The 26293-nt window shown below is 72.4% G+C and carries 28 protein-coding genes and 1 tRNA gene; 21 read left to right on the top strand and 8 right to left on the bottom strand.

Annotated elements, in window-relative coordinates:
* Positions 1–270 precede the first annotated feature (270 nt).
* Entirely contained in the window at positions 271–855 is a 585-nt protein-coding gene (locus ACFYTT_RS05435; RefSeq protein ID WP_387257972.1) for a hypothetical protein, read from the top strand.
* 188 nt (positions 856–1043) lie between these two features.
* On the opposite strand, the gene ACFYTT_RS05430 is transcribed toward ACFYTT_RS05435, so the two are convergent.
* Both ACFYTT_RS05430 and ACFYTT_RS05425 read right to left on the bottom strand, forming a co-directional pair.
* Complete coding sequence (locus ACFYTT_RS05430; protein WP_387257871.1) at positions 1044–2474, bottom strand: MFS transporter; 1431 nt, start codon at positions 2472–2474, stop codon at positions 1044–1046.
* 36 nt (positions 2475–2510) lie between these two features.
* Positions 2511–2747, bottom strand: a complete 237-nt coding sequence (locus tag ACFYTT_RS05425; protein ID WP_387257971.1) for a hypothetical protein — start codon at positions 2745–2747, stop codon at positions 2511–2513.
* 139 nt (positions 2748–2886) lie between these two features.
* On the opposite strand from ACFYTT_RS05425, the gene ACFYTT_RS05420 reads away from it, so the two are divergent.
* A complete protein-coding gene (locus ACFYTT_RS05420; RefSeq protein ID WP_387257870.1) occupies positions 2887–4029 on the top strand; it encodes a geranylgeranyl reductase family protein in 1143 nt (380 codons plus the stop codon).
* 180 nt (positions 4030–4209) lie between these two features.
* Entirely contained in the window at positions 4210–5112 is a 903-nt protein-coding gene (locus ACFYTT_RS05415) for an SDR family oxidoreductase (protein ID WP_131057014.1), read from the top strand.
* A 154-nt stretch (positions 5113–5266) separates the two neighbouring features.
* Here ACFYTT_RS05415 and ACFYTT_RS05410 read toward each other — a convergent pair whose 3' ends face one another.
* Positions 5267–5926 carry a nucleotidyl transferase AbiEii/AbiGii toxin family protein gene (locus ACFYTT_RS05410; protein WP_387257869.1) on the bottom strand — a complete coding sequence of 220 codons (660 nt, stop codon included), beginning with the start codon at positions 5924–5926 and terminating at the stop codon, positions 5267–5269.
* Positions 5923–6264, bottom strand: coding sequence for a hypothetical protein (locus tag ACFYTT_RS05405; RefSeq protein ID WP_176094172.1), 342 nt, complete (start codon positions 6262–6264; stop codon positions 5923–5925). Before ACFYTT_RS05405 ends, ACFYTT_RS05410 begins: the two co-directional genes overlap by 4 nt.
* A gap of 584 nt (positions 6265–6848) precedes the next feature.
* On the opposite strand from ACFYTT_RS05405, the gene ACFYTT_RS05400 reads away from it, so the two are divergent.
* The 9 genes from ACFYTT_RS05400 (at position 6849) to ACFYTT_RS05360 (ending at position 17086) form a co-directional block, all read left to right on the top strand.
* The gene (locus ACFYTT_RS05400; protein ID WP_387257868.1) at positions 6849–7433 is read left to right on the top strand and encodes a hypothetical protein; all 585 of its coding nucleotides are present in this window, start codon (positions 6849–6851) and stop codon (positions 7431–7433) included.
* Positions 7434–7892: 459 nt separating this feature from the next.
* Positions 7893–11183 (top strand): formate dehydrogenase, encoded by a 3291-nt coding sequence (gene fdh / locus ACFYTT_RS05395; RefSeq protein ID WP_387257867.1) that lies wholly within the window; start codon positions 7893–7895, stop codon positions 11181–11183.
* Entirely contained in the window at positions 11183–12256 is a 1074-nt protein-coding gene (locus tag ACFYTT_RS05390; protein ID WP_387257866.1) for a 4Fe-4S dicluster domain-containing protein, read from the top strand. The genes fdh and ACFYTT_RS05390 overlap by 1 nt, the downstream gene beginning before the upstream one ends.
* Positions 12253–13359 (top strand): NrfD/PsrC family molybdoenzyme membrane anchor subunit, encoded by a 1107-nt coding sequence (gene nrfD, locus ACFYTT_RS05385; protein ID WP_387257865.1) that lies wholly within the window; start codon positions 12253–12255, stop codon positions 13357–13359. The genes ACFYTT_RS05390 and nrfD overlap by 4 nt, the downstream gene beginning before the upstream one ends.
* Before the next feature lie 54 nt (positions 13360–13413).
* Positions 13414–13509: transfer RNA gene (locus tag ACFYTT_RS05380), tRNA-Sec, on the top strand.
* A gap of 20 nt (positions 13510–13529) precedes the next feature.
* On the top strand, positions 13530–14834 hold the full coding sequence (gene selA / locus ACFYTT_RS05375) for an L-seryl-tRNA(Sec) selenium transferase (protein WP_387257864.1): 1305 nt from the start codon (positions 13530–13532) through the stop codon (positions 14832–14834).
* 2 nt (positions 14835–14836) lie between these two features.
* Positions 14837–16639, top strand: a complete 1803-nt coding sequence (selB, locus tag ACFYTT_RS05370) for a selenocysteine-specific translation elongation factor (protein ID WP_387257863.1) — start codon at positions 14837–14839, stop codon at positions 16637–16639.
* A gap of 4 nt (positions 16640–16643) precedes the next feature.
* Positions 16644–16841 (top strand): hypothetical protein, encoded by a 198-nt coding sequence (locus tag ACFYTT_RS05365; RefSeq protein ID WP_013733930.1) that lies wholly within the window; start codon positions 16644–16646, stop codon positions 16839–16841.
* A 68-nt stretch (positions 16842–16909) separates the two neighbouring features.
* The gene (locus ACFYTT_RS05360; protein WP_162854401.1) at positions 16910–17086 is read left to right on the top strand and encodes a hypothetical protein; all 177 of its coding nucleotides are present in this window, start codon (positions 16910–16912) and stop codon (positions 17084–17086) included.
* A 9-nt stretch (positions 17087–17095) separates the two neighbouring features.
* On the opposite strand, the gene ACFYTT_RS05355 is transcribed toward ACFYTT_RS05360, so the two are convergent.
* From ACFYTT_RS05355 to ACFYTT_RS05340, 4 genes are read right to left on the bottom strand one after another with little or no spacing between them, the layout of a single operon-like run.
* Positions 17096–17743, bottom strand: coding sequence for a hypothetical protein (locus ACFYTT_RS05355; protein ID WP_387257862.1), 648 nt, complete (start codon positions 17741–17743; stop codon positions 17096–17098).
* Positions 17744–17771: 28 nt separating this feature from the next.
* Positions 17772–18236 carry a hypothetical protein gene (locus tag ACFYTT_RS05350; RefSeq protein WP_387257861.1) on the bottom strand — a complete coding sequence of 155 codons (465 nt, stop codon included), beginning with the start codon at positions 18234–18236 and terminating at the stop codon, positions 17772–17774.
* The gene (locus tag ACFYTT_RS05345) at positions 18233–18448 is read right to left on the bottom strand and encodes a phosphatidylethanolamine-binding protein (protein WP_176094165.1); all 216 of its coding nucleotides are present in this window, start codon (positions 18446–18448) and stop codon (positions 18233–18235) included. The genes ACFYTT_RS05350 and ACFYTT_RS05345 overlap by 4 nt, the downstream gene beginning before the upstream one ends.
* A gap of 40 nt (positions 18449–18488) precedes the next feature.
* Positions 18489–19391, bottom strand: coding sequence for a universal stress protein (locus tag ACFYTT_RS05340; RefSeq protein WP_387257860.1), 903 nt, complete (start codon positions 19389–19391; stop codon positions 18489–18491).
* Between the two features lie 130 nt (positions 19392–19521).
* Here ACFYTT_RS05340 and ACFYTT_RS05335 point away from each other — a divergent pair, with 130 nt between their 5' ends.
* From ACFYTT_RS05335 to ACFYTT_RS05295, 9 genes are all read left to right on the top strand, one after another.
* Positions 19522–20268 (top strand): SAM-dependent methyltransferase, encoded by a 747-nt coding sequence (locus ACFYTT_RS05335; protein ID WP_131053836.1) that lies wholly within the window; start codon positions 19522–19524, stop codon positions 20266–20268.
* A 62-nt stretch (positions 20269–20330) separates the two neighbouring features.
* Positions 20331–21509: a PP2C family protein-serine/threonine phosphatase gene (locus ACFYTT_RS05330; RefSeq protein WP_131053835.1), complete on the top strand. Its 1179-nt coding sequence runs from the start codon at positions 20331–20333 to the stop codon at positions 21507–21509.
* A gap of 43 nt (positions 21510–21552) precedes the next feature.
* The gene (locus ACFYTT_RS05325; protein WP_131053834.1) at positions 21553–22008 is read left to right on the top strand and encodes a MarR family winged helix-turn-helix transcriptional regulator; all 456 of its coding nucleotides are present in this window, start codon (positions 21553–21555) and stop codon (positions 22006–22008) included.
* Between the two features lie 292 nt (positions 22009–22300).
* Positions 22301–22936 (top strand): CDP-alcohol phosphatidyltransferase family protein, encoded by a 636-nt coding sequence (locus ACFYTT_RS05320; RefSeq protein WP_131053833.1) that lies wholly within the window; start codon positions 22301–22303, stop codon positions 22934–22936.
* A gap of 67 nt (positions 22937–23003) precedes the next feature.
* A complete protein-coding gene (locus ACFYTT_RS05315) occupies positions 23004–23903 on the top strand; it encodes a DUF881 domain-containing protein (protein WP_131053832.1) in 900 nt (299 codons plus the stop codon).
* Positions 23900–24232: a small basic family protein gene (locus ACFYTT_RS05310; protein ID WP_013733919.1), complete on the top strand. Its 333-nt coding sequence runs from the start codon at positions 23900–23902 to the stop codon at positions 24230–24232. Before ACFYTT_RS05315 ends, ACFYTT_RS05310 begins: the two co-directional genes overlap by 4 nt.
* A 9-nt stretch (positions 24233–24241) precedes the next feature.
* Positions 24242–25183, top strand: a complete 942-nt coding sequence (locus ACFYTT_RS05305; RefSeq protein WP_387257859.1) for a DUF881 domain-containing protein — start codon at positions 24242–24244, stop codon at positions 25181–25183.
* 58 nt (positions 25184–25241) lie between these two features.
* Positions 25242–25622 carry a glycine cleavage system protein GcvH gene (gene gcvH / locus ACFYTT_RS05300; protein WP_131053838.1) on the top strand — a complete coding sequence of 127 codons (381 nt, stop codon included), beginning with the start codon at positions 25242–25244 and terminating at the stop codon, positions 25620–25622.
* Positions 25623–25840: 218 nt separating this feature from the next.
* Complete coding sequence (locus tag ACFYTT_RS05295) at positions 25841–26293, top strand: FHA domain-containing protein (protein WP_093402417.1); 453 nt, start codon at positions 25841–25843, stop codon at positions 26291–26293.

Here is a 26293-nt window from a genome sequence, read left to right as displayed (position 1 = left end):
GCGGGTCCCGCAGGGTGGCGGGCTGGAATGACCCCGCCTGGTCGGTGGTTATACCTGGTCCCGGCGCCGCGACAGGCTGGTGGATGGCCTGGGAATGATGCGGGCTGCCAGGTGGTTGTGCATTGACCCGACGCCGCAAAGCCGGATCCGCTGATCCCCTTCTCGGGCCCGTGTTGCCGTCGGATTTCCCCTTTCTTCTAGCGCCTGACGGCGTTTGCGTCACTCTCAATTCCCCCTGTGGGTGGCGTCTTCCCCCGAATGGAGCTTGTGATGGACTCGAAGCTGTTGCGTAAGAGTGTTCTCGGTGTTGCTGGTCTCGCGTTTGCCGGTGGTGTGTTCGCTGGTCCGATCATGCAGGCTGACGCCACCCCGGTGTCCACCTCGTTGGTGGCGGTGCAGGCGGACAAGCCGGACTCCGGCAAGTTGGTGCCGCATGGTGTGCAGGGTGCCCAGTCGCGTATCGATCTGGACGATGAGCAGGTCGCCAACGCGAAGGCGATCATCGCGGCGACGAAGAAGGCCGGTATGGACGAGCGTGCCGCCGTCATCGCGATCGGTACGGCGTTTCAGGAGTCGAAGTTGGAGAACCTGGGTCATCTGGGTGACCGCAACGATCATGATTCGCAGGGTTTGTTCCAGCAGCGTCCGTCCTCGGGTTGGGGCACGGTGGAGCAGATCACCGACCCCGAGTACTCGACCCTCGCCTTCCTGAAGGGTTTGAAGCAGGTCGACGGTTGGCAGGACATGCCGTTGACGGTGGCGGCGCAGACGGTGCAGGTGTCGGCGTTCCCGGATCACTACGCGCAGTGGGAGCAGCAGGCCGCTGACCTGGTCGCCGAGCACTGGAACAGCTGACCCCACACCGAACAGACTTTCCTCGCACAAGGGGGAGCAAGAACGCTGCCGGCCGGTACCCACCACGGGTACCGGCCGGCAGCGTCTGTCCCGCGCCTCGGATCCCTGCACGCCTTGCGGTGTACGGCGGGGTGGGATGTAAGCAGGGGTCCCCTGCTATACACCAGGCGTTAGCAGGGGACCCCTGCTTACATCCGACCACGGCGGTGATGACGGGCGATGTCGACGAGGGCTACGAGCAGGGCCAGGGCGATGATGCCGGCGGACACGAGCAGGGACCGCTCGAAGGCTTTCGACCATGCGTTGTCCCCGCTGGCCACGACCGAGAAGAAGACCGCGCCGACGGCGGCGATCCCGGCCGCCGAGCCGATGCGCTGACCGGTCTGGAGCATCCCCGCACCGCTGCCCGCCTGCGGCACCGGCACCTGCGCCAGGGTCAGCGTCTGGTTCGGGGCGATCACCAGGCCGCTGCCCAGCCCGGCCAGCAGCAGCGGTGCGGCGGTCACCCAGGGGACGGGCGCGTGCGGCGCCAGCTCGATGGCGAGCGCCACCAGGCCGAGGCCGACCACCACGGCGAGCAGCCCGACGGCGACCAGCGGCCGACCGTAGCGGTTGACGATCCGCCCGCCGACGGCGGAGGCGACGGCCGACCCGAGGGCGAACGGTGTGATCGCCAGTCCGGCGACCAGCGCGCTGTAGCCGCGTCCGTTCTGCAGGTACAGCGTGAAGATGAAGAAGATCGCGGTGAAGCCACCGAAGTAGATCAACGCGATCAGGGAACCCAGCGCGTACGACTGGCGGGTGAAGAGGCGGATGTCGAACAGGGGTGGACCCTGGCGTGCGTACCGCCGCTCCCAGAGCGCGAAGCCGACCAGGGTGACCAGGCCGGCGGGGAGCAGTAGCCACTTGGCCGGGCCGTGCCACTGTTCCCGCTGGACCAGCGGCAGCAGCACCAGGGTCACGCCGACACCGAGGAGCACCACGCCGATCGGGTCGGCGCGACGGCGTACCACCTGACCGATCGGGTGGCGGGGCAGCAGCCGCCAGCCGAGAATCACCGCGACGATGCCGACCGGCACGTTGACGAAGAAGACCCACCGCCAGCCGTGTTCGGGGCCACCGGCGGCGATCAGCAGGCCGCCGAGCAACGGGCCGACCGCGGTGGAGATGCCGATGGTGGCGCCGAGCAGCCCGAACGGCCGGGCCCGTTCCGGACCCTGGAACAGCTGCTGGATGAGGCCGGTCACCTGCGGGTTCACCAGACCGGCGGCGGCACCCTGGAGCAGTCGGGCGGCGACCAGCCAGCCGGGTGACTGGGCGAGTCCGGCGACGGCGCTGGTCACGGTGAACAGGGCGATGCCGAACACGAAGGCGTTGCGTCGGCCGTGCACGTCGCCGAACCGACCGGCCGGCACCAGCACCAGGCCGAAGGTCAACGCGTACCCGGAGAGCACCCACTGCAGGTCGCTCGGCCCGGCGTCCAGGGCCCGGTCCAGCGACGGGATGGCCACGTTGACGATGCTGATGTCGAGCAGCGTCATGAACGCCGCGACCAGCCCGACGCCCAGGGCCTGCCACCGTCGCCGGTCGTCGTACGTGTCGGTGCCGGTGGCGCTCATCGCCCCCCTGTCGCGCCCGGTGCGGGAGCCACGCCGTCAGGTGAGCTGCTGGGCGCAGAAGCGCGGGCCGAAGTCGAGCCCGGCCATCGGCGAGTCCTCCCGGTGGAGCAGGTTCTTCTCGGTGAGCAGGTGCAGCGTGGTCTGCAACTCCTCCTCGGTCAGGCCGCACTCCTGGGCGATCAGGTCGGGGTAGGGGACCTGTCCGCGTACCTCCAGGGCCGCCACCGCGTCGTACACCCGAGCCTCGACGTCCGACAGCTGGACCTGCTGCATGGCTTCCTCCTTGGGCTCCGACCGCCGGTCGCGGGCGGTCTGCCGGGCGCGCTTACCCGGCTCGGCGCCGAAGATGCGCCCCGGTCGGCCGGTGGCGTGCCGCCCCCTGGCGACGCGGCGGCTCACCTAGGCTGCTGCCGTGACCGTCTGGGAACTCGTGGTGATCGGCGGTGGTCCCGCCGGCCTCTCCGCCGCCTACACCGCCGCCCGGCGAGGGGTCCGCACGCTGGTCCTCGAACGTGCTGCGCACCCCCGGTACAAAACGTGCGGCGGTGGCCTCACGGGCGTCTCGCTCGCCGCCGTGGCCGGTCGGATCGAGGTGCCCGCCCACGACGCCGTCGACCGGGTCACCTTCACCCTGGACGGGCGACGCGCGCTCACCCGCCGGCACCGGGACGGTCCGCTGGTGAGCATGGTGCGGCGGGAGGAGTTCGACGACCGGTTGCGGGCCGCCACGGTGGCCGCCGGCGCCGAGGTCCGCGAGCGGGTCGCGGTCCGCGCGCTCGACCAGACCCCCGAGGTCGTACGCCTGCGGCTGGCCGACGGCGACACGGTGCTGGCCCGGACCGTGGTCGGTGCCGACGGCTCCTCGGGGGTCAGTGGCCGACATGTCGGGGTGCGGTACCGGCAGGTGGATCTCGGGTTGGAGGTGGAGTTGCCGGTGCCGCCGGCGGAGCAGGAGCGGTGGCGACACCGGGTGCTGCTCGACTGGGGTCCGCTGCCCGGGTCGTACGGCTGGCTCTTCCCCAAAGGCGACCGGTTGACGGTCGGGGTGATCGCGGGGCGGGGTGAGGGGGACCGCACCCGCGAGTACCTGCGTCGGTTCGTGGACCGGCTGGGCCTGGCCGGGATCCGTCCGGCGCACGACTCGGGGCACCTGACGCGGTGCCGGGCGGAGGACTCGCCGCTGCGGCGGGATCGGGTGCTGGTCGCCGGGGACGCCGCCGGGCTGCTGGAACCCTGGACCCGGGAGGGGATCAGCTACGCCCTGCGCTCCGGTGAGCTGGCCGGTGACGCGGTCGCCGACGACGATCTGGCCGGCTACGAGCGGGCGGTGACGCAGCGGCTGGTGCCGTCGATGCGGGCCGGGTACCGCCTGCTCGCCGCGTTCGCCCGACGTCCGGAGATCCTGCACGCGGCGATCGCGACGCCGCCCGGCTGGCGGGCGTTCACCCGGTTCTGCCGGGGCGGGGCCGGTTTCGACGAGCTGGTGGCCCAGAAGCCGGTGCGGGTGGCCCTGGCGGTAGCCGCCCGGCTGCCCCGTCCGCGCACGTCCACCTGATCCCCTGTCTACCAGGATCCTAGGATGCTCTAGCCGTGGTAGCGGCGACCACCGACCGATGCGACGCCCCAGAGGCCATCGGGAGGCACGGCAGTCTCACTAGTGCGCGGCTGTTTCCGGTCATCGACGGCGGGTAGGGCGATCGGTGAGGACAACCGCCAGCGCACCGAGGAGACACCCGTGAGCGAGAACCAGCACACCCCGCAGGACCCGACCGAGCAGTACGGCCAGCAGTCGGGTCAGCCACGCCAGCAGCAGTCGCCGCCGGGGCGGACCGACGACATGGCCCCCGAGCCGGACCACGGCGAGAAGACGTACCGGGGGACCGGCAAGCTCGACGGCAAGAAGGCGCTGATCACCGGCGGTGACTCCGGCATCGGCCGAGCGGTGGCGATCGCCTACGCCCGGGAGGGCGCGGACGTGCTGATCTCGTACCTCGGCGAGGAGGAGGACGCCGACGCGCAGGAGACCGTACGGCTGATCGAGGCCGCCGGCCGGAGGGGGATCGCGATCCGCGGCGACATCGCCGACGAACGCAACTGCGAGACGTTGATCGAGCGGGCGGTGAGCGACCTCGGCGGCATCGACATCCTGGTCAACAACGCGGCGTACCAGATGGCCCAGGAAAAGGGCATCGCGGGCATCAGCACCGAGCAGTTCGACCGGGTCTTCAAGACCAACGTGTACGCGATGTTCTGGCTGTGCAAGGCGGCCCTGCCGCACATGGGCGACGGCGCGACGATCATCAACACCTCGTCGATCCAGGCGTTCGACCCGTCGCCGCAGTTGCTGGACTACGCCACCACCAAGGCGGCGATCGCGAACTTCACCAAGGCGCTCGCCGCAGACGTGGTGGACCGGGGCATCCGGGTGAACGCGGTCGCGCCGGGCCCGATCTGGACCCCGTTGATCCCGGCGACCATGCCGAAGGAGAAGGTGGAGCAGTTCGGTCAGGACACGCCGGTCGGCCGGGCCGGTCAGCCCGCCGAGTTGGCGCCCGCGTTCGTCTTCTTCGCCTCGCAGGAGTCGAGCTACGTCACCGGCGAGATTCTCGGCGTCACGGGTGGTCGCTTCACCAAGTGAGGACGCAAGGAAGGGTCCCCTGCTAACGCCTCGTGCATAGCAGGGGACCCTTCCTAACGCACAAGCCGCCGGCGCCGTCGCCCCGCTGGCACGGTCGCGCGGCGGTGCCCGCCCGTCCGCCCCGCTGGGCGTGGGCGCGCCGCCGCCGGGTGGGTCAGCGGGGCCAGGCGGCCAGGTGTCGGCGGATCCGGGCGATGTCGGCCGGGCCGAGCCCGTACCGGGCGAACCGCCCGTCCGGGATCCGGTCGAGGTAGTGCCCGGCCTCGCGTACGTCCCCGTCGTCCAGGGCCGGGTCGAGTTGCCGGGCCAACGCCAACAGTTCGCCGACGGACCGGTGCTCCAACGCGGAGGCGACGTCGATGTAGTCGCGTACCTCCCGCCGGTTGACCAGGGCGGCGGTCTTGTTGGCGATCAGATCGCGCACATCCATCACCGGCCCGAACTCCATCACCACCGGACTGCGGTGCCGGTCCAGCCGGGCCAGGCTGAGCCGGATCTGCCGGCCGTCCCGGGCGACCACGAAGTCCCGCATGTCCCGGTCGAAGCCCTCGAACAGGCCGCCGAGGTCACTGTCCGGGTCCGCGTCGACCACCTCGAACCCGGCCGCCTCCAGCGCCGCCCGTACCCCGGCCGCAGCCGCCGCCGCCGCGCCCTCCACGTCCGCGAACAGGTCGACGTCCTCGGTGGGTCGGGTGACCAGCCCGTACGCCGCCCACGCGACCCCGCCGCCGAGGACGAAGCGGTGCGGCCCGGCGACGTCCAGCGCCACCCGGGCCACCTCGCGATAGAACTCGTGCGGGTGCGGGCCGGTCACGCCGATCGGAGACCCCGATGCCGGGTCTCCCAGGCCAGCCGTACGCCCCGTGGCAGGTTCAACTGTCGCCACACGCGCCGCAACGTCCGGCCGTCGACGAGACTGCGCAGGTCGTCGACGTTGGTGGTCTCCCGCAGGACGTTCTCGTACATCCAGAGCACCTGGTCGGGGTCGGCCAGGTCGAAGGCGCGGTCGGCGCACCACATCAGGCGTACCGGTAGCTCGACCACGCCCCGGGTGGGCCCGCGCAGCTCGGTCAACGTCCCGGTCACCAGCGTGGGGCGCCCGGGTCGGGCCAGAAAGGCCACGCCGGACGTGGTGGGGGAGACCGCCTGCATGCTGTCAGGGTAACCCCAGCCCATCCCATACCGGACCCACGCCTTTCGTCCATCTGCCGCAACGCCGCTCACCCGGCCCGCGCGGCGCACTCAAGAAGCCAGGTGTACGGGCGGCAAGGCGGTACGGAGGCCGTTGCTCGGTGTGCCTATCTCAGCCAGGGCGCGCAGAATGTCTGAATATCGGGTACGCCTGGGCGGAATCGGGGTGGGGCCGGTGGCGTTGTAACCCGGTGGCTGACAGAGCAGGATCCCACCCCGTGGCGGGTGGCGGGCGGATGCCGGAATGTCCTGGCTCGGTCGGTCGTTGTATCTGGTCCCGGCGCCGCGAGGCTCGCGGACATCCCCGGGAATGATGCGGCCGGGTCGGTGGTTGTGATCCCGACGCCGCGAGGTCCTCCCGGATACGCCCCCCGGGAATGGTCCGGCTCCGCAGGTGGTTGTGTATCGACCCGGCGCCGTGAGCCTGGTCCGGTGAATCCCCCTCGGATCTGGTGCGTCGGTTCCCCTTTCTTCTAGCGCCTGACGGCGTTTGCGTCACTCTCGATCCCCCTGTGGGTGGCGTCTACCCCCGAATGGAGCTTGTGATGAACTCGAAGCTGCTGCGTAAGAGTGTTCTCGGTGTTGCCGGTCTGGCGTTTGCCGGTGGTGTGTTCGCTGGTCCGATCATGCAGGCTGACGCCACCCCCGTCACGGGTTCGCTGGTGGCGGTGCAGGCGGACAAGCCCGACAGCGGCAAGCTGATCCCGCATGGTGTGCAGGGTGCCCAGTCGCGTATCGACCTGGACGATGAGCAGGTCGCCAACGCGAAGGCGATCATCGCGGCGACGAAGAAGGCCGGTATGGACGAGCGTGCCGCCGTCATCGCGATCGGCACCGCGTTTCAGGAGTCGAAGTTGGAGAACCTGGGTCATCTGGGTGACCGCAACGATCATGATTCGCAGGGCTTGTTCCAGCAGCGTCCGTCCTCGGGTTGGGGCACGGTGGAGCAGATCACCGACCCCGAGTACTCGACCCTGGCGTTTCTGAAGGGTTTGAAGCAGGTCGACGGTTGGCAGGACATGCCCCTGACCGTGGCCGCGCAGACCGTGCAGGTGTCGGCGTTCCCGGATCACTACGCCCAGTGGGAGCAGCAGGCCGCCGACCTGGTCGCCGAGCACTGGAACAGCTGACCCACCCCGCAACTATCCGACTTTCCTCGCACAAGGGGGAGCAAGAACGCTGCCGGCCGGTACCCACCACGGGTGCCGGCCGGCAGCGTCTGTCCATGGAGAGGTGTTAGGAAGGGACCCTTCCTATACACCAGGCGATAGCAGGGGGCCTTCCTTACACACACAGCAGGGTTGGGATGTGGGGGAGGGGGAACAAGGGAGGGTGTGGGTCGGTTGTACCGAGCGTCGGTGTGATCCAGTGTCCCCGGGCCTCACCTAAAATGCCGTCGCGGAATACCGTTCGGCTGGAGCCGCGTCGCGCCACTCGCCGAGAGGCGACCTGCACACCGACACCCACCGCCGCCCCCGGCCCGTGACGGGCCGGGGGCGGCGTCCGTTCGGGCCGGTTCTGCCGCCCCGCTCGCCGCCCCGCCGGCGCTGCCCTAAGGTCAGGACTGAGCGGGGACCGAGGAGGCGGACGTGGGACTGCGGGACGTGTTGCTGGGGTGGCCGGTGTTCCGGCAGCTCACCGGCACCGACCCGCTGGGCCGTGGTGCCGCCGCCCAGTCGGCGCGCAGCGCCGGGCTCACCGCCCGCACCGAGGACGCCGACGAGGTGGCCAGGTCGGTCTGCCCGTACTGCGCGGTGGGGTGTGGTCAGCGGGTCTTCGTCCGTGACGGCCGGGTGACGCAGATCGAGGGCGACCCGGACAGCCCGATCTCCCGGGGGCGGCTCTGTCCGAAGGGCGCGGCCAGCAAGAGCCTGGTGACCAGTCCGCTGCGGCAGACGACGGTGCGGTACCGCCGGCCGTACGGGACCGAGTGGGAGGACCTGGACCTCGACACCGCGCTGGACATGATCGCCGACCGGGTGTTGGCGGCGCGGGCGCAGACGTGGGAGGACGTCGACCCGCAGGGGCGTCCGTTGAACCGCACACTGGGCTTCGCCAGCCTGGGTGGGGCGACGTTGGACAACGAGGAGAACTACCTCATCAAGAAGTTGTTCACCGCGGCGGGCGCGTTGCAGATCGAGAACCAGGCCCGGATTTGACACTCCGCCACGGTCCCCGGTCTGGGGGCCAGTTTCGGTCGCGGTGGTGCGACGGTCTTCCAACAGGACGTGGCGAACGCTGACGTCATCGTCATCCAGGGCTCGAACATGGCCGAGGCCCATCCGGTGGGCTTCCAGTGGGTGATGGAGGCGAAGAAGCGCGGGGCGAAGGTCTTCCACGTCGATCCTCGGTTCACCCGGACCAGCGCGGTGGCCGACGCGTACCTGCCGATCCGGGCGGGTACGGACATCGTGCTGCTGGGTGCGGTGGTCAACCACATCCTCGCCAACGAGTTGGACTTCCGGGAGTACGTGCTGGCGTACACCAACGCGGCGACGATCGTCAGTGACGACTTCGTCGACGCCGAGGACGCCGAGGGGTTGTTCTCCGGGTGGGACCCGGAGAGCGGCAGCTACGTGCAGGACAGTTGGCAGTACGCGGGCCACGAGCAGGACTCGGGCAGCGGCGGCACCGCCGACGAGCGGGACACCGCCGCCGGCCTGCGCCACGAGTCGCACGGTGCGCCGGTGGCGGGTCGGTCGGAGCGGGACGAGACGTTGCGTCATCCGCGCTGCGTCTACCAGATCCTCAGGCGGCACTTCGCCCGATACACCCCGGAGATGGTGGAGCGGGTGTGTGGCCTGCCCCGAGAGAGGTTCCTGGAGTTGGCGCGGGCATGGACGGAGAACTCGGGCCGGGAGCGGACCGGGTGCCTGATCTACTCGGTGGGGTGGACCCAGCACACCGTCGGCGTGCAGTACATCCGCACCGGGGCGATCATCCAGTTGCTGCTGGGCAACGTGGGCCGTCCAGGCGGCGGGGTGCTGGCGTTGCGCGGGCACGCCAGCATCCAGGGGTCGACGGACATCCCGACGTTGTTCAACCTGCTGCCGGGCTATCTGCCGATGCCGCACCACGCCAAGCACGTGACGTTCGACGACTGGGTGGACGGCATCCGGCATCCGGGGCAGAAGGGCTTCTGGGGCAACGCCCGCGCGTACGCGGCGAGTCTGCTGAAGGCGTACTGGGGGGACGCGGCGACGCCGGAGAACGACTTCTGTTACGGCTACCTGCCTCGGCTGACCGGGGACCACGGCACCTACCAGCAGGTGCTCGACATGATCGACGGCAAGATCAAGGGGTACTTCCTGCTCGGGCAGAACCCGGCGGTCGGGTCGGCGCACGGGCGGGCGCAGCGGCTCGGCATGGCGAACCTGGACTGGCTGGTGGTCCGCGACCTCTTCATGATCGAGAGTGCGACCTTCTGGCAGCGGGGTCCGGAGGTCGCCACCGGGGAGATCGTGCCGCAGGAGTGCCGCACCGAGGTGTTCTTCCTGCCCGCCGCCTCGCACGTGGAGAAGGAGGGCACGTTCACCCAGACCCAGCGGCTGGTGCAGTGGCGGGAGAAGGCGGTCGAGCCGCCCGGCGACGCCCGCTCCGAGCTGTGGTTCTTCTATCACCTGGGGCGTCGGCTGCGGGAGAAGCTGGCCGGGTCGTCGTTGCCGCGCGACCGGGCGCTGCTGGACCTGGCGTGGGACTACCCCACGCACGGCCCGCGCGACGAGCCGGACGCCGAGGCGGTGCTGCGGGAGATCAACGGGTACGACACCGCGACGGGCCGCCCGCTGTCCGCGTTCACCGAGGCCCGCGACGACGGCACGACCGCGGTGGGCTGTTGGATCTACACCGGTGTGTACGCCGACGGGGTGAACCAGGCGGCGCGGCGGCGGCCCGGTCACGAGCAGGACTGGGTGGCCGCCGAGTGGGGGTGGGCGTGGCCGGCGAACCGGCGTCTGCTCTACAACCGGGCGTCGGCGGATCCGCAGGGGCGACCGTGGAGCGAGCGGAAGCGCTACGTGTGGTGGGACGCCGAGGCGGGCCGCTGGACCGGTCGCGACGTGCCGGACTTCGAGGTGACGAAACCGCCGTCGTACCGGCCGCCGGAGGGCGCCACCGGTCCGGAGGCGTTGGCCGGGGACGACCCGTTCGTCATGCAGTCCGACGGGAAGGGCTGGTTGTACGCGCCGAGCGGTGTGCTGGACGGGCCGTTGCCGACCCACTACGAGCCGGCCGAGTCGCCGGTGCGTAATCCGCTCTACGCGCAGCAGGCCAACCCGACCCGCAAGACGTACGCGCATCCGGTCAACCCGACGAACCCGAGTCCACCCGCGCCGCACAGTCAGGTCTTCCCGTACGTGTTCACGGTCAGCCGGCTGACCGAGCACCACACGGCGGGTGGGATGAGCCGCACCGTACGGCCGCTTGCGGAGTTGCAGCCGGAGATGTTCGTGGAGGTGTCCCCGGAGTTGGCCGGCCTGGTCGGGCTGACCCGTCTGGGCTGGGCGCACCTGGTCACCTCCCGTGCGGTGATCGAGGCGAAGGTGCTGGTCACCGATCGGATCGTGCCGTTGCGGGTGGACGGGCGGGTGATCCACCAGCTCTGGCTGCCGTACCACTTCGGGTACGAGGGGCTGGTCACCGGCGACTCGGCCAACGACCTGTTCGGCATCACCCTGGACCCGAACGTGCTGATCCAGGAGAGCAAGATCGGCACGTGTGACGTGCGTCCGGGGCGGCGTCCCACCGGAGTGGCCCTGCGCGAGCTGGTCCGCGACTACGGTGACCGGGCCGGCATCGTGCCGGGCCGCACCCCGCCGGCGGTCACCCCCGGCGTGCCGACCACGTCCGCCGGGGCCGACGACGAGGAGGGGACGCACTGATGGTCGACCCGCAGCACCGGGCGGGCCCGTCCGCGACGTCGGGGCAGGAGTACCAGCCGGCGTCGGCGTCCGGCTGGGTCGACGCGCCCCCACGGATGGGTTTCTTCACCGACACCAGCGTCTGCATCGGCTGCAAGGCGTGCGAGGTGGCCTGCAAGGAGTGGAACGGGGTGCCGGCCTCCGGCCTGGACCTGCTCGGCATGTCCTACGACAACACCGGCGCGTTGACCGCGAACTCCTGGCGGCACGTGGCCTTCGTGGAACAGCCTCGTCCGGCCGGGCACCACGACGCGCCCTTCGCCGGCACGCCGACCGGCGACCCGGTCAGCGCCGCCTCGGCGGCGACCGCCGCCGGCACCGGCAGCCCGACCGACACGAGCCACGCGACCGGCACCGATCCGGGGCTGCCGCCGGGTGATCCGGCGGTCGCCGCCCGGATGACCGAGTTCCTGGGCATGCCCGCCGCCGGGCCGCCGGGGCGTACCGGCAGTGCGGAGGGCCGGTCGGACTTCCGCTGGCTGATGATGTCCGACGTGTGCAAGCACTGCACCCACGCGGCCTGCCTGGACGTCTGTCCGACCGGGTCGCTGTTCCGCACCGAGTTCGGCACGGTGGTGGTCCAGGAGGACATCTGCAACGGCTGCGGGTACTGCGTCTCGGCCTGCCCGTACGGCGTCATCGACCGGCGGGTCGACGACGGCCGGGTGTGGAAGTGCACGCTGTGCTACGACCGGATCGGTGCCGGCCTGACACCGGCCTGCGCGCAGGCGTGCCCGACGGAGTCGATCCAGTACGGTCCGCTCGACGAGTTGCGGGAACGGGCCGCCGCCCGGGTCGCCACGCTGCACGAGCGGGGGACGCCCGAGGCACGGCTCTACGGTCACGACCCGGCCGACGGCGTCGGTGGTGACGGCGCGTTCTTCCTGCTTCTGGACGAACCGGAGGTGTACGGCCTGCCACCGGATCCGCAGGTCACGACCCGGGATCTGCCGAGCATGTGGCAGCGTGCCGGGGTCGCCGCGCTGGCGATGGCGGCGGTGGCGGTGGGCGCGTTCCTCGGTGGTCGGCGGTGACCCCCCGCGAGCCGGAGGTGGGTGACCGGTTCCGTCGCTTCCGCGACCAGGCGGCCGACGGCCGCACCGACGACCGCACCGGCGGTCGCCGCGGCGGTCGGCGCGGCGGACGTGGCGACGGGCGTGGCGGCGGGCATGGCGGCGAGGAGTTGGCGGTGCCCCGGGCGGAGTTCCGCTCCTACTACGGCCGACCGATCCTGAAACCGCCGGTGTGGACCTGGGAGATCGCCGCGTACCTGTTCACCGGTGGGCTGGCCGCCGGTTCGTCGCTGCTGGCGGCGGGCGGGCAGGTGACCGGTCGGCCGGCGCTGCGGCGCGTCGGCCGGGTCGCCGCGCTGGTCGCGGTCACCGCCAGCGCGGGGCTGCTGGTCAAGGACCTGGGACGGCCGGAGCGGTTCCACCACATGCTGCGGGTGGCGAAGCCGACGTCGCCGATGTCGGTGGGGACCTGGATCCTGAGCGCGTACGGTCCGGCCGCCGGGTTGGCCGCGATCGCCGAGGCGGCACCGCTGCTGCCCGAGCGCGGTCCGCTGGGGCTGGTCCGTCGGGTGCTGCCGCCGGTGGGGCACGCCGCCGGGCTGGCCGCCGCGGCGACCGCGCCGGCCCTGGGCACGTACACGGCGGTGCTGCTGGCGGACACGGCCGTGCCGTCGTGGCACGAGGCGTACCCGCACCTGCCGTTCGTCTTCGCCGGCAGCGCCCTGGCCAGCGGTGCCGGGGTGGGGCTGCTCGCCGTGCCGCCCGCGCAGGCGGGTCCGGCGCGGCGGATGGCGGTGGCCGGTGCCGCTCTGGAGTTGGTCGGCGCGCACCGGTTGGAGACCCGGTCGGGGTTGCTCGGCGAGCCGTACCGCACGGGTCGCGGCGGCCGGTTGCTGCGGGTCGGGCGGGCGTTGACCGTGGCCGGGGTGGCCGGGGCGCTGGTGGGTGCCCGCAGCCGGGTGCTGTCGGCGGCCTCCGGCGCGGCGTTGCTGGCCGCGTCGGTGGCGACCCGCTTCGGGGTGTTCCACGCGGGGGTGGCCTCGGCCCGGGATCCGAAGTACACGGTGCTGCCGCAGCGGGAGCGTCTGGCACGGCGCGCCGGTGAGGCGACGGCCGGGCGGTGATCGGGTGCCGACTCGGCCGTACGGCCGGGTGGGTGCTGTGATCCAATGCTGGGTGGAGGCGTTCAGGCGGCTGGTGCCCCTCCCGGTCTTCAACACCGGTGTGGTCCGGGATCCGGGCCAGGCGGGTTCGATTCCCGTCCGTCTCCGCCACACGGTGAGGAGATGACGCGATGGGCGACGGCGTCGCCGACCCGCGCCGCCGGGTGCCGCGTACCGACGCGCTGCTGGCCGATCCCCGGCTGGTCGTGGCCGCCGCCGCGCTGGGTCGGGAGCGGGTGAAGGTCGCCGTCCGGCAGGCGCAGAACCGGGCCCGGCGCGGTGAGATCACCCCCGAGGCGGTCGCCGTCGAGGCGCTGGCCGCGCTGCCGTCGGCGGCCCCGCGTGCCGTGCTCAACGCCACCGGCGTGCTGCTGCACACCAACCTCGGGCGGGCCGCCCTCTCCGACGCGGCGGTGGCCGCCGTGGTCGCCGCCGCCGGGCACACCGACGTCGAGATGGATCTGGGTACGGGCCGACGTGCCCGGCGGGGTCGCGACGCCGTCGACGCGCTCGCCGCCGCCGTACCGGAGGCCGAGGCGGTGCACGTGGTCAACAACGGTGCCGCCGCTCTGGTGCTGGCCGCCACCGTGCTGGCCGCCGACGCCGAGATCGTGGTGAGCCGGGGCGAGCTGGTCGAGATCGGGGACGGGTTCCGCCTGCCGGACCTGTTGACCAGCACCGGGGCGCGGCTACGGGAGGTCGGCACCACCAACCGCACCACGCCGGCCGACTACGCCGCCGCGATCGGTCCCCGCACCGGTTTCGTGCTCAAGGTGCACCCGTCGAACTTCCGGGTCACCGGTTTCACGTCGGCGGTGCCGGTCCGGCGGTTGGCCGCGCTCGGCGTACCGGTGGTGGTGGACATCGGGTCGGGGCTGCTCGCGCCCGACCCGCTGCTGCCCGACGAGCCGGACGCGGCCACGACCCTGCGGGCCGGGGCGGACCTCGTCACCGCCAGCGGCGACAAGCTGCTGGGTGGCCCGCAGGCCGGGCTGCTGCTGGGCTCGGCCGCACTGGTGGAGCGGCTGCGTCGGTCTCCGCTGGCCCGGGCGCTGCGGGTGGACAAGCTGACCCTGGCCGCGCTCGCCGCCACCCTCGGCGATCCGGCCACCCCCACCCGGACGGCCCTGCACGCCGACGCGGCGCTGCTGCGGGCCCGGACCGAGCGGCTGCGGGACGCCCTGGCCGCCGAGGGTCGTAAGGCCGACGTGGTGCCGTCGGCGGCGGTGGTGGGCGGTGGCGGTGCTCCCGGCGTGGAGCTGGACTCGTGGGCGTTGAGCCTGCCGGAGCGCTACGCCGCACCGCTGCGCACCGGTGAGCCGCCGGTGCTCGGCCGGGTGGCGCGGGGCCGGCTGCTGTTGGACCTGCGGTGCGTGCCGGAGCACGCCGACCCGACGGTCCGCGCCGCCGTGCTCGCCGTCCCGGACGGCGACTGACCATGCTGGTGGTGGCCACCGCCGGGCACGTCGACCACGGCAAGTCGACGCTGGTGCGGGCGCTGACCGGGATGGAACCGGACCGGTGGGCGGAGGAACGCCGTCGGGGCATGACCATCGACCTGGGCTTCGCCTGGACCACGTTGCCGTCCGGGGCCGTCGTCGCCTTCGTGGACGTACCCGGGCACGAACGGTTCGTGCCGAACATGCTGGCCGGGGTGGGCCCGGTGCCCGCCGCCGTGATGGTCGTCGCCGCCGACGAGGGTTGGATGCCCCAGTCCGCCGAGCACCTGGCCGCCCTGGACGCGCTCGGCGTCGCGTACGGCCTGCTCGTGGTGACCCGCGCGGACCTGGCCGATCCGGGTCCGGCGCTGGCGCGCGCCCGGGCCGAGCTGGCCTCCACCACCCTGGGCGCGGTGGAGTCGGTGGTGGTCAGCGGGGTCACCGGTGTCGGCCTGCCCGAGCTGCGTGCCGCGTTGGACCGGTTGGCTGCCCGCGTGCCGTCCGCCGACCACGCGGCGCCGGTGCGGCTCTGGGTCGACCGTCATTTCACGGTGCGCGGCAGCGGCACGGTGGTCACCGGCACCCTCGGCGTGGGCCGGTTGCGGGTCGGTGACGAGCTGGAACTGGCCGGCACCGGTGACCTGGTGCGGGTACGGGGCCTGCACCGTCTGGGCGAGGCCCGCGACGCCGTCGACCCGGTGGCCCGGGTGGCGGTCAACCTGCGCGGGGTGTCCCGGGACCGGGTCGCGCGCGGCGACGCGTTGCTCACCCCGGGTCGGTTCCGGTCCACCGACCTGGTCGACGTGCGGCTGGCCGGTGACCCGGTGGCCGAGCTGCCGGCCACGCTGACCCTGCACGTGGGTGCGGCGGCCGTGCCGGTGCGGGTGCGTCCGCTGGGCGGCGACACCGTCCGGTTGCGGTTGGGGCGTCCGGTGCCGCTGCTCGTCGGCGACCGGGCGTTGCTGCGCGACCCGGGCCGCCACCACGTCGTCGGTGGGGTGACCGTCCTGGACGTGCTGCCGCCGCCGTTGCGGCGGCGGGGCGCGGCGGCGGCCCGGGCGGCGGTGTTGGCCACCCTGGACGGTCGGCCGGACCTCGCCGGTGAACTGCGGCGACGCGGCCTGGTGCGGGCCGGGGACCTGGCCCGCGCGGGTGTGCCGGTGCACGTCGCCCCGGTGGCGGGGGACTGGCTGGCCGATCCGGAGCACTGGGCGCGGCTGACCGCGCGGCTCACCGAGGCGGTGACCCGGTACTCCCGGGAGCATCCCCTGGAGGCGGGCGCCCCGGTGGAGGTGCTGCGCCGGCAGCTCGACCTGCCCGACCGGGTGCTGGTCGAGGCGCTGGTGCGGGCGCCGCTGCGGCTGGCCGCCGGTCGGGTCGGCGCGGCCGGGGCTGATCCGCTGCCGGAACCGGTGGCCCGCGCGGTGGCGTTGGTCCGCGACGACTTCGCGGCGTACCCGTTCCGGGCTCCGGACGCCGACCGGCTGGCCGCCGTCGGGCTCGGGGTCCGCGAGATCGGCGCGGCGGTACGGGCCGGCGCGCTGCTGCGCCTGACCGGCAACGTGCTGCTGCTGCCCGGCGCGCCGCAGCAGGCGGCGCGGGTGCTCGCCGCGTTGCCGCAGCCGTTCACGCTCAGTGCCGCCCGGCAGGCCCTGGACACCACCCGCCGGGTGGCGGTGCCGCTGCTGGAGCTGCTGGACCGGCAGGGCCGGACCCGCCGGTTGCCGGACGACGCCCGGACGGTGGTCGACGCGGATTCCACCGATCGGCCGGCAGCCGGGCGTCCCGGACGCCTACCGTGACGCCATGGACCCCTCCGCGGTCTGGCGGGACCGGCAGCACCGCTGGCGGATCGAGGCGTACCGGGCACCGGACCTGAGGTTCGCCATCTTCGCCACCAACGGCACCACCGAGTCGGCGCCGCTGTGGTTGTTCGGGATGTCGGCGCTGGCCCGCTGGCTGATGAGCCACAAGATCTCACTGGACGACCTGGAGACCGACTGATCGCCCAGTCGGGGGACAGACCAGACGAAAACCGGCATCCAAGCCTGTTCGGCTCTATCGTGCGACGGATGAAGGACCGAGGCATCCGCAAGGTCGTCGCGGTGCTGGCCGGCCTCGCGGTGATCTACTTCGGCACCACCGGCCGATCGGAGACCGAAGGCAGTGGGATCTCCGGGGGACTGGTGGTGCTGGCTCTGCTCGCCGCCCTGCTGGTGTGGCACCTGACCAAACCCGGCGACGCCTAGTGACGCCGGTCAGCGGGCCGCCACGCTCCGGTTGAGCTGCCCCACCGACTCCTCGCCGAGCGCCACCCGCACCAGTGCCGAGGCGAACCGGCCGAAGTCGGCGTCGTCGACCAGCCCGGCCAGCCGGTCGGGGGTGGCCGGCAACCCGAGCCGCTTGGCACCGGCGACCGCCCGCCGGTCGGCGTACGGGCGCAGCTCCGGCCAGACACTCTGCACCTCGCGCAGGAAGATGTCCGCCCCGGTGGGCCCGATGCCGGGGAACTCGGTGAGCAGCCGGCGCAGCGCCGTCGGGTCACCGTCCGCCTCCCGGTGCAGCCGTCGCAGGTCGCCGTGCCACCGGTCCAGGCAGAGCCGGGCGCCGGTGCCGAGCATCGTCGCGGTCCGCTCGTCGTAGCGGCGGTAGTGGCCCCGCCCGAGCGCGTCGACGCGCTGCTGCCACCGCGCCGCCTCCATCGCCTGCGGGGTGCGGTAGCCGGCGGCGAAGAGTTCCCGGGCCGCCGCCACCGCCACACCGGCCCGGATCCGGGTGCTCAACAGCGTGACGAGCACCAGCAGCTGGTACAGCGGCGCGGGCCGGTCGGCGAGGGTGATCCCCGCCTCCTCGGCGTACGTGCGCCGGGTGAGCAGGGCCCGTGCCATCTCGCGGTGATCGCCCATCTCGCGGGAGTACCCGTTGTGGCCCGGACTAGCCCGATCGCCGCAGCCGGTTCCAGGTGGCGGCGGCCGTCACCCCGTACGCGAGGTGCGGCACGAGGTCGGCCAGCCAGTCGACGCGCCGCCAGGTGCGCGGGTCGGTGACACCGAGCAGCGTCAACGACCCGTCGGAGAGCGTCATCGCCCCGCCGCCGAGCAGCGCGGCGGAGCGCAGGATCGGCTGCCGCCGCCCACGGGTCAGCGCGGCGAAGCCGACGGCGGCGGCCACCCCGAGCCCGTACCCCATCAACGCGCCGAGCCCGGAGCGCCGGTGGGCGGCCTGCGGCGGCGCGCCCAGGTCCAGGTGGGCCGCGTCGGCCACCCTGCCGGCGCTCTCCTCCGGGGTCTGGCTGGCCGCCCGGGCCCGCACCACGATGTCCAGGTAGGTCACCGTGTTCAGCGCCAGCGTGCCGACCGCCCCGGCGATGAGCCCGTCGGCGAGGTACCCGCCCCTCACTTCTTCGGGTCGCCCGGTTCGCGGTTGCCCTTCGGACCGTAGGTGCGGTCACCCCGGACCACGCCGCGTTGTCCCCGATCCTCCTGGAGGATCCGGTTGGCGGTCTCGTCGGCCTTCTCGTCCGAGGTGCGCCGACCCGAGTCGTCGACGGCGTTGCGGATGCGGGCGCGCTGCTTGTCGTAGGCGTTGCTACCCGGACGCGGTCCTGGCATCGCTGTCTCCTCCGGTCGTCACGGTGACGGACGCGCCCGTCTACCCGCGTGGACCGCCGCCAACCCCCGGCGTGTGGACCACCGCGACCGGGCAGTGGCTGTGGCGCAGCGCCGCCTGGCTCACGGAACCGCGCAGCAGGCCGCCGACCGGACCGTGACCGGTGCCGCCGACGACGAGCAGCTGGGCGCGGCGGGAGGCGTCGGCGAGCACGGTGCCGGCCCGTCCGCGTACCGACTCTCGGGTGACCGGCACCTCCGGGTACCGCTCGGCCAGACCGGCGAGCGACTCGGCGAGCAGCCGGTCCTCGTCGGCGCGCAGTTCGGACTCGTCGTACACCAGCGGCTGCATGTCACCGGGGCCGGTGGAGACCGGATGCCGGTAGGCGTGGGTCGCGACGACGGAGGCGCCGCGCAGGGCTGCGGTCCGGACCGCGAACTCGATCGCGGTCCGGGACGCCTCGGTGCCGTCCACGCCGACCACGACCGGCCCGTCGGTCTGCGCGGTGCCGCGGGCCACCAGCACCGGGCAGCCGGCCGACGCGGCCACCGTGGCCGTGACGGAACCCACCACGAGGGCGCCGAGCCCACCGAGGCCCTGATGGCCGAGGACGATCATCGCGGCGGTGGGGGCGGCGTCCAGCAGCACCGCGGCGGCCTCGCCGTCGACGATCTCGCCGGTGACCCGCAGGCCGGGCGCGACCGCGCCGGCCTCGTCGACCGCGTCGGCCACCACCTGCTCGGCCTGCTCCCGCAGTCCGGTGCCGGGTCGGTCGTCGGTGACCGCGGTGACCGGCGTCCGCAGCAGCGGCCAGATGAAGGCGTGCCGGACCCGCAGCGGCAGGTCCTGTCGGGCCGCCTCGGTGGCGGCGAGCCGGATCGCGGCGCGGGACGGCTCGGAGCCGTCCACACCGACCACCACCGCCGCGCCGTTGATCGGGTCCACGAGCACCTTCCCGCCGCCGGTCGTCGTCCGGAGCCAAGTATCGCGGCCGTGGCGGGCCCGGCGGGGCGATACCGGTGAGCGGCACCGGGTCGGTACGCTGACGGCGACTGCCGGGGAGGGAGCGTCGTCGATGGTGGAGCCCGACCAGCCGAGCACCGCACGGATGATCGATTTCTGGCTCGGCGGGGAGCACCACCACCCGGTCGACGTGGCGGCCGCCCGCGCCTTCGAGCAGGCGTACGGTCCCTGTGCCCCGGTCTTCCGGGCGCTGCGCGCCTTCCTGGGCCGCTCGGTCCGCGCGATCGCCGCCACCGGTGTGGACGGCTTCCTGGTCTTCGGTGCCGGTGTGCCGACGATGGGCAACGTGCACGAGGCCGCGCCCGACGCCACCGTCCTCTACACCGACGTGGACCCGGTGACCATCCGGTCGGGGCAGCAGATCCTGGCCGGCAGCGACCGGGCCGGGTACGGCTTCGGTGACGCCACGGACGTCGGCACGATCGATCCGGCGTTGCTGCACCGGTTCGTGCCCGGGTGGGGCCGGCGGCCCGTGGGGGTGGTGTTCCTCGGCCTCGCCGCCTTCCTCGACGACGAGACGCTCGCCCGGACCCTCGACGAGCTCTACACGGCTGCCGCACCCGGCAGCCACCTGGCGATCGACTTCGACACCGAGGAACTCGCCGGTCATCCGGAGGCACTGGCCATGATGGGGCCGGCGTTCCGGATGCGGGCGCCGGCGGCGTTCGGGCCGCTGCTGGGGCGTTGGACGCCGACCGAGGACGGCATCGTGCCGGTGACCCACTGGCGGCCGCAGGGCCCGCCGGAGGCGGTGCCGGACGCGTTCCACGGCGCGGTGGCGGTGCGGTCGGCCGGGTGACCATGGATGGAACCGCCTCCGTATGATGCTTGCCCCAGAGCAAGTATCTTCGGAGGAGCGACATGCCGGATGGGCCCACGGGGGTTTCGCGCGCCCTGCGCGAGGCCCCGCCCGATCGCGTGGTCGAGGCCGCCGACCGGGCCATCCAGTCGGTCCTGGGAGCGTCGGGCACCGTCGTGTTCGTCGCCGACTACCGGATCAGCGGCCTGTGGCCGGTGCTCGACGCGCGGCGGCCGGACGCGGCCGCCCACGCCCTCCAGGGATCGCTGCAACGCTGCTTCAGCAGTCAGCAACCGGTCCGGGCCGGCGGGACCGACGGCGGGTGCCAGCTCTACCTGCCGTTGTCGGTGTGGGGCGAGCGGCTCGGCGTGCTGATGGTGGAGATGCCCGAGGAGCCGTCGGAGAGCGTGGTGCGCCGCGCCGCGGACATCGCCGGTGAGGTCGCGCTGGCGATGCACGCCGCTGACCGGGAGACCGACCGTTACCGGCGGGCGCGTCGGCAGGAACGCCTGAGCATGGCCGCCGAGTTGCAGTGGGAGCTGCTCCCTGGGCGCAGTGTCAGCCACGGCTCGTTCCAGTTGGCCGGTCAGCTGGAGCCGGCGTACACGGTGGGTGGTGACCACTTCGACTGGTCGGTGGATGACGGCCGGCTCACCGTGACCGTGCTCAACGGCGACGGGATCGGGCTCACCGCCGCCCTGCTGACGGCGGTGACGGTGAACGCGATGCGCAACGCCCGCCGGTCCGGCGGCGGCCTGGTGGAGCAGGCCGAGCTGGCCTCCGACACGGTCTACTACCAGCACCGGGGTCACCGGCACGTGGCCACTGTCCTGCTTGAACTGGACTGCGCCACCGGCCGGGTGCAGGCGGTGGACGCCGGGTCACCGCACCTGCTGCGGCTGCGCGGCGGCACCGTGTCCCGGGTTCCGTTGGAGCAGCAGCTGCCGTTGGGCATGTTCGCCGAGACCCGGTACGCGCTCCAGGAGTTCGACCTGGACCCGGGGGACCGGTTGTTCGTGGTCTCCGACGGGGTGTGGGGCGCGGATCCCAGCGGACGCGAGACGTACGGGGAACGGGCGATGGCACGGTCCATGCGGGCCACGCGGTTGCAGCCACCGCCGGAGGCGGTTGGTACGGTGATGCGCGAGTTGCAGGCATTCCACGCGGACGCCGACCTCCGCGACGACGCCGTGGTGGTCTGCCTGGACTGGCGTGGTGCCGACGGCCGGACGCAGGACTGACGGCCTCGGGTGGTATGAGCGGGACAATCGCAGGGGACATCGGGTGGAGCGACCGAATCTCGCCGCGGCGATCGACGCAGCCGCTGAGTCGTTGGTGGGTGTGCTCGACTCGGCCGCCGTCCGGCACCGGATGGCCGTCTCGCCCACCCAGTTACGGGTGCTGTCGCTGCTCAGCAGCCGGCCGGAGACCAACATCAACGGCCTGGCGGAGCTGCTGGACGTCGTACCCTCCTCGGCAAGTCGGCTCTGCGACCGGCTGGAGGCGATCGGCCTGGTGCGCCGGGAGACCGACCCGAGGGATCGGCGTGAGGTCCGCCTGACGCCCACGGCCGCGGCGGAGGTCCTGCTGGGGGAGGTGCGGTCGCGCCGTCACGACGCCGTGCGGACGGTCCTGGAGCGGATGCCGGCGCGGGTGCAGCAGGACCTGCTGCGGGCGCTGAAGGCCTTCGGTCAGGCCGCGACGGCGCAGCCGCCGGACTCCTCGGCCCGCAGCGCCTGACCTCCCGCCCACCTGTCATCCTAGGATGCCCTAGCGGTGGTGACGGTCCTCACACCAGTACCGCACGAACACCACCGACAACACCGGTCGAGCGGGGCTGGGCGCGACGACAGCCCGCTATAGTGGCAGCGCATCCGACCGACCTGTGATCATCAACGGTGGGCGGTGGGCCAGGGGAGATCCCGGATCGGGATCACAGGGGGGTGCCGGCGCCAGCCGGCTCGACAGCGCGCACGGCGTTCCATGGCGGACCCAGGGGCCGAGGTGGGTCGCGTGCCGCGGAGGAGGTTCGGTGGCGCGTCGACCGGCTCGGGCAGAGCAACCACAGGCCCCCGAGGTCGACGCGCGAGGTGCCGGCGACCGGGTCCTCACCCTGCCGAACCTGATCAGCTTCGTCCGACTGCTGGGCGTTCCGGTCTTCCTGTACCTGTTCCTCGTGGCCCGCGCCGACGTGGCCGCGATCGTGGTGCTCGCGGTCGGCGGCACCAGCGACTGGGTGGACGGGTGGATCGCCCGACGGCTGCGTCAGGTCAGTCGCCTCGGCGAGTTGCTCGACCCGCTCGCCGACCGGCTGTACATCCTCGCCACGCTGGTGGCGTTCACCGCGCGCGACGTGGTGCCGTGGCAGTTCACCGCCGCGCTGCTGGCCCGGGAGCTGCTGCTGGCCGGTTCGCTGGTGGTGCTACGCCGCTACGGCTACGGACCGCCGCCGGTGCACTACGTCGGCAAGACGGCCACGTTCCTGCTGCTGGCGGCGTTCCCGACGTTGCTGGTGGCCGCCTCGGTGCCGGCCGCGTCGGCGGTGGCCGGTGCGGTGGGCTGGGCGCTGGCCTGGTGGGGGCTGGTGCTCTACTGGGTGGCCGGGGCGCTCTACGTGGTCCAGGCGCGTCACCTGGTCCGGGCGGCTGGTCGAGGAGAGACGGCATGAGCGAGCGTCGGCGAGCGAGTCAGCGGTGCCGTGGTGATGCCGGCGCGCAGCGAAGCGGAGTGTCGGCATGAGCGAGCGGAACCGGGGGTTCACCCCGGACTTCCTCACCGAGCTGTTCCAGAACCCGCTGGATCCGGGGTACGCCGACGCGGCGGCCCGTCGGGCGAGGAACGGGAAGCCGGCGCGTCCGGGATGGTCGGTGGGACCGGTCACGGTGGTGGTCGTGTTGCTGCTGGGTTTCCTCTGCGCGGTGGCGTACCGGCAGACGATGGCCGAGGAGCCGGGGCGCGCGCAGGCCCGGTCGGGGCTGGTCGGGCAGATCAAGCAGCGGCAGGGTGAGACGGACAACCTGTCCGTGCGCGCCGACCAGTTGCGCGAGGAGGTGACCCGGCAGCGGGAGGCCGCGTTGGGTGGTTCGCAGGCGGCGCGGTTGCGGGACCTGGAGGCGCGGACGGGGCTGGGTCGCGTGCGCGGTGACGGTGTGGTGGTGCGGTTGGCGGACGGTCCGAAGGCGGGGGAGCAGTTGGGCGGGACGAAGGCGGGTCCGTCGTGGGTGCTCTACAGCGACCTGCAGGCGGTGGCGAACGACCTGTGGGGTGCGGGGGCGGAGGCGGTGGCGATCAACGGCCAGCGGTTGACGGCGACGTCGACGATCCGGTCGGCGGGTGAGGCGATCCTGGTGGACTTCCGGCCGGTGACCGGGCCGTACGAGGTGTCGGCGATCGGTCCGGGATCGATGCGTGAGGCGTACGAGGGCAGCCGGAGTGCACTGACGATGCGCCGGGTGTCGCAGGTGAACGGGTTGTCGTTCGAGGTGCGCGACGCGGACCGCCTCACGTTGCCGGCGGCGCCGGAGTCGCGGCTACGCTACGCGGAGCCCGCGGTGAGTCCGAGTGCGTCGCCGTCGGGCGGTGACGAGTCGTCCGACTCGGGTACGTCACCCAGCCCTTCCGGAGGTGGTCGATGATCGCGGTGCTGGCTCTGCTGGCCGGTGTGGTGCTCGGGTTGTGGCTGGATCCGACGGTGCCGGCGGCGTTGCAGCCGTACCTGCCGATCGCGGTGGTGGCGGCGTTGGACGCGGTCTTCGGTGGGGTGCGGGCCAAGTTGGACCGGATCTTCGACGACAAGCAGTTCGTCGTGTCGTTCATCTCGAACGTGCTGGTCGCGGCCTTGATCGTGTATCTGGGTGACCAGTTGGGTGTGGGTGGTCAGTTGTCCACCGGTGTGGTGGTCGTGTTGGGGGTCCGCATCTTCGGCAATGTGGCGGCGATCCGCCGGCACCTGTTCCGGGCGTAGGTTGGTGTCGTGAGTGACGAGCACACCGAGACGGGTACGGGGTGGCCGAAGCCGGCGGGTCCGGCCCGGCCGGGTGGGCCGGCGGGGGAGCCGGATCCGCGTCCGGACGCGCCGGATCCCGACGAGTTGAGTCCGTTGTCGCCGCAGGGGCGTCCGGAGCCGGGTGACGGTGAGCCGGTCGTGGACCCTGACGGTTCTGAGGCCGTCGTGGGGGACGAGGCGGCGGTGAGCGCGCCTGTGGTCGGTCCGTTGCGGCGGTTCAGTTCGGCGGCGGTGATGATCGGTGTGCTGCTGGTGTTGTTGGGGTTCACGCTGGCGGTGCAGTTGAAGACGACGTCGACGGATTCGTCGTTGGCGGCGGCGCGGCAGGAGGACCTGGTCCGGATCCTGTACGACCTGGAGGCGCGGGAGTCGCGTCTGCGGCAGGACATCACCACGTTGGAGGAGAGCCAGCGCCAGTTGCGGTCGGGTGAGCAGGGACGCCAGGCGGCGTTGGAGGAGGCGACCCGGCGGGCGGACGAGTTGGGCATTCTGGCGGGTACGTTGCCGGCGCGGGGTCCGGGGTTGGCGGTGCGGTTCGAGGCGGGGCAGTCGAAGCCGATCTCGGCGAGCGGGGTGCTGGACGCGGTGCAGGAGTTGCGGGGTGCGGGGGCGGAGGCGATGCAGATCTCCGGTGGTGACCGCGCGTCGGTGCGGGTCGTGGCGTCGACGTATTTCCTGGACGGGGAGAACGGGTCGTTGATCGTGGACGGGCGTCGGTTGACGGGGCCGTTCACGATCACGGTGATCGGGGATCCGGCGACGATGCGTACGGCGCTCAACATTCCTGGCGGGGTGGTGGCGGTGGTGGCGGGCAACGGCGGTAACGTGATCGTTGAGGATCGTGAGGTTGCCGAGGTTTCGGCGCTGCACGTGCCGAGCACGCTGGAACACGCCCGTCCGGTCTCGTGAGGCCGGGTGGGGCCGGCACCGGTCGGACCGGTGCCACCGATGGATGAGGACGCTGCTGGTGATTCCTGAGGAACTGCGGTACTCCGCTGAGCACGAGTGGGTGGCGCCTGTCGACGGTGGTGCCGTGCGGGTGGGCATCACTCATTTCGCGCAGGACGCGTTGGGCGACATCGTGTATGTGCAGTTGCCGGAGTCCGGTGCGGTGGTGGCGGCTGGTGAGTCGTTGGGTGAGATCGAGTCGACCAAGAGTGTGTCGGAGATCTACGCCCCGGTGGGCGGTACGGTGTCGGCGCGCAACGAGGCGCTGGTCGACACGCCTGAGGTGATCAACACGGACCCGTACGGTGCGGGTTGGTTGGTGGAGATCTCTCCGGCGGATCCGGCGGCGGTGGAGGGTTTGCTGTCGGCGGACGCGTATCGCGAGTTGACCGAGAGCTGATTCGTTTTCCGGGCGGGCGGTCGGTGTGTGTGCCGCGCGTCCGGTTGCCCTGTTTTTCGGCGCTGGCTAGGCTCGCCCAGTCGACCGAGAACCCAATTAGTTGTGCGTCGCGGACAGCCTTTCCGGGCACGGAGAGCCAGCCGCCGGGTGATGTGTACCCGGCGGCCGGACCCGCCGTCTCCCGACGCCGACCGAAACAGATCCGTGAGGTGGTCCCCATGACTCGCCCAGGCGACGAGTTCCCCCCGCTCGACGTCACGTCGACGCTCAATCTCGGTTCGCTCGAGGAAGCGCTGGAGGGGCCGGACACCGATGTGGTGCCGAGCCGGATGTCCGGTTCGCTGCCGCCGGGGATGGCGCTGCTGGTGGTTCGTCGGGGTCCGAACGCGGGTGCGCGGTTCCTGCTGGATCACGACGTGACAACCAGTGGGCGGCATCCGGACAGTGACATCTTCCTCGACGACGTGACGGTGTCGCGTCGGCACGCGGAGTTCCACCGGGACGGTGGGACGTTCACGGTGCGTGACGTGGGCAGTTTGAACGGCACGTACGTGAATCGGGAGCGGGTCGAGGCCGCCACGTTGAGCAATGGTGACGAGGTGCAGATCGGTAAGTTCCGGGTCGTGTTCATCGCCGGTCCGCGCCCGGAGGGGGAGGCCGGCCGGGGGTGA

Source organism: Micromonospora sp. NPDC003816 (assembly GCF_042874705.1).
In the GTDB taxonomy this organism is placed as follows: domain Bacteria; phylum Actinomycetota; class Actinomycetes; order Mycobacteriales; family Micromonosporaceae; genus Micromonospora.
The sequence above is the reverse complement of the archived record's forward strand: the minus strand, read 5'-3'. Positions and strand labels throughout refer to the sequence as shown.

Coding starts and splice junctions, on each gene's coding strand:
- ACFYTT_RS05400 (WP_387257868.1), top strand. CDS start 6,849: ATGAACTCGAAGCTGCTGCGTAAGAGTGTTCTCGGTGTTGCCGGTCTG.
- ACFYTT_RS05435 (WP_387257972.1), top strand. CDS start 271: ATGGACTCGAAGCTGTTGCGTAAGAGTGTTCTCGGTGTTGCTGGTCTC.
- ACFYTT_RS05360 (WP_162854401.1), top strand. CDS start 16,910: ATGAAGGACCGAGGCATCCGCAAGGTCGTCGCGGTGCTGGCCGGCCTC.
- selA (WP_387257864.1), top strand. CDS start 13,530: ATGGGCGACGGCGTCGCCGACCCGCGCCGCCGGGTGCCGCGTACCGAC.
- ACFYTT_RS05335 (WP_131053836.1), top strand. CDS start 19,522: ATGGTGGAGCCCGACCAGCCGAGCACCGCACGGATGATCGATTTCTGG.
- ACFYTT_RS05355 (WP_387257862.1), bottom strand. CDS start 17,743: ATGGGCGATCACCGCGAGATGGCACGGGCCCTGCTCACCCGGCGCACG.
- ACFYTT_RS05365 (WP_013733930.1), top strand. CDS start 16,644: ATGGACCCCTCCGCGGTCTGGCGGGACCGGCAGCACCGCTGGCGGATC.
- ACFYTT_RS05295 (WP_093402417.1), top strand. CDS start 25,841: ATGACTCGCCCAGGCGACGAGTTCCCCCCGCTCGACGTCACGTCGACG.
- ACFYTT_RS05330 (WP_131053835.1), top strand. CDS start 20,331: ATGCCGGATGGGCCCACGGGGGTTTCGCGCGCCCTGCGCGAGGCCCCG.
- ACFYTT_RS05310 (WP_013733919.1), top strand. CDS start 23,900: ATGATCGCGGTGCTGGCTCTGCTGGCCGGTGTGGTGCTCGGGTTGTGG.
- ACFYTT_RS05405 (WP_176094172.1), bottom strand. CDS start 6,264: ATGCAGGCGGTCTCCCCCACCACGTCCGGCGTGGCCTTTCTGGCCCGA.
- ACFYTT_RS05430 (WP_387257871.1), bottom strand. CDS start 2,474: ATGAGCGCCACCGGCACCGACACGTACGACGACCGGCGACGGTGGCAG.
- ACFYTT_RS05425 (WP_387257971.1), bottom strand. CDS start 2,747: ATGCAGCAGGTCCAGCTGTCGGACGTCGAGGCTCGGGTGTACGACGCG.
- ACFYTT_RS05390 (WP_387257866.1), top strand. CDS start 11,183: ATGGTCGACCCGCAGCACCGGGCGGGCCCGTCCGCGACGTCGGGGCAG.
- selB (WP_387257863.1), top strand. CDS start 14,837: ATGCTGGTGGTGGCCACCGCCGGGCACGTCGACCACGGCAAGTCGACG.
- ACFYTT_RS05315 (WP_131053832.1), top strand. CDS start 23,004: ATGAGCGAGCGGAACCGGGGGTTCACCCCGGACTTCCTCACCGAGCTG.
- ACFYTT_RS05345 (WP_176094165.1), bottom strand. CDS start 18,448: ATGCCAGGACCGCGTCCGGGTAGCAACGCCTACGACAAGCAGCGCGCC.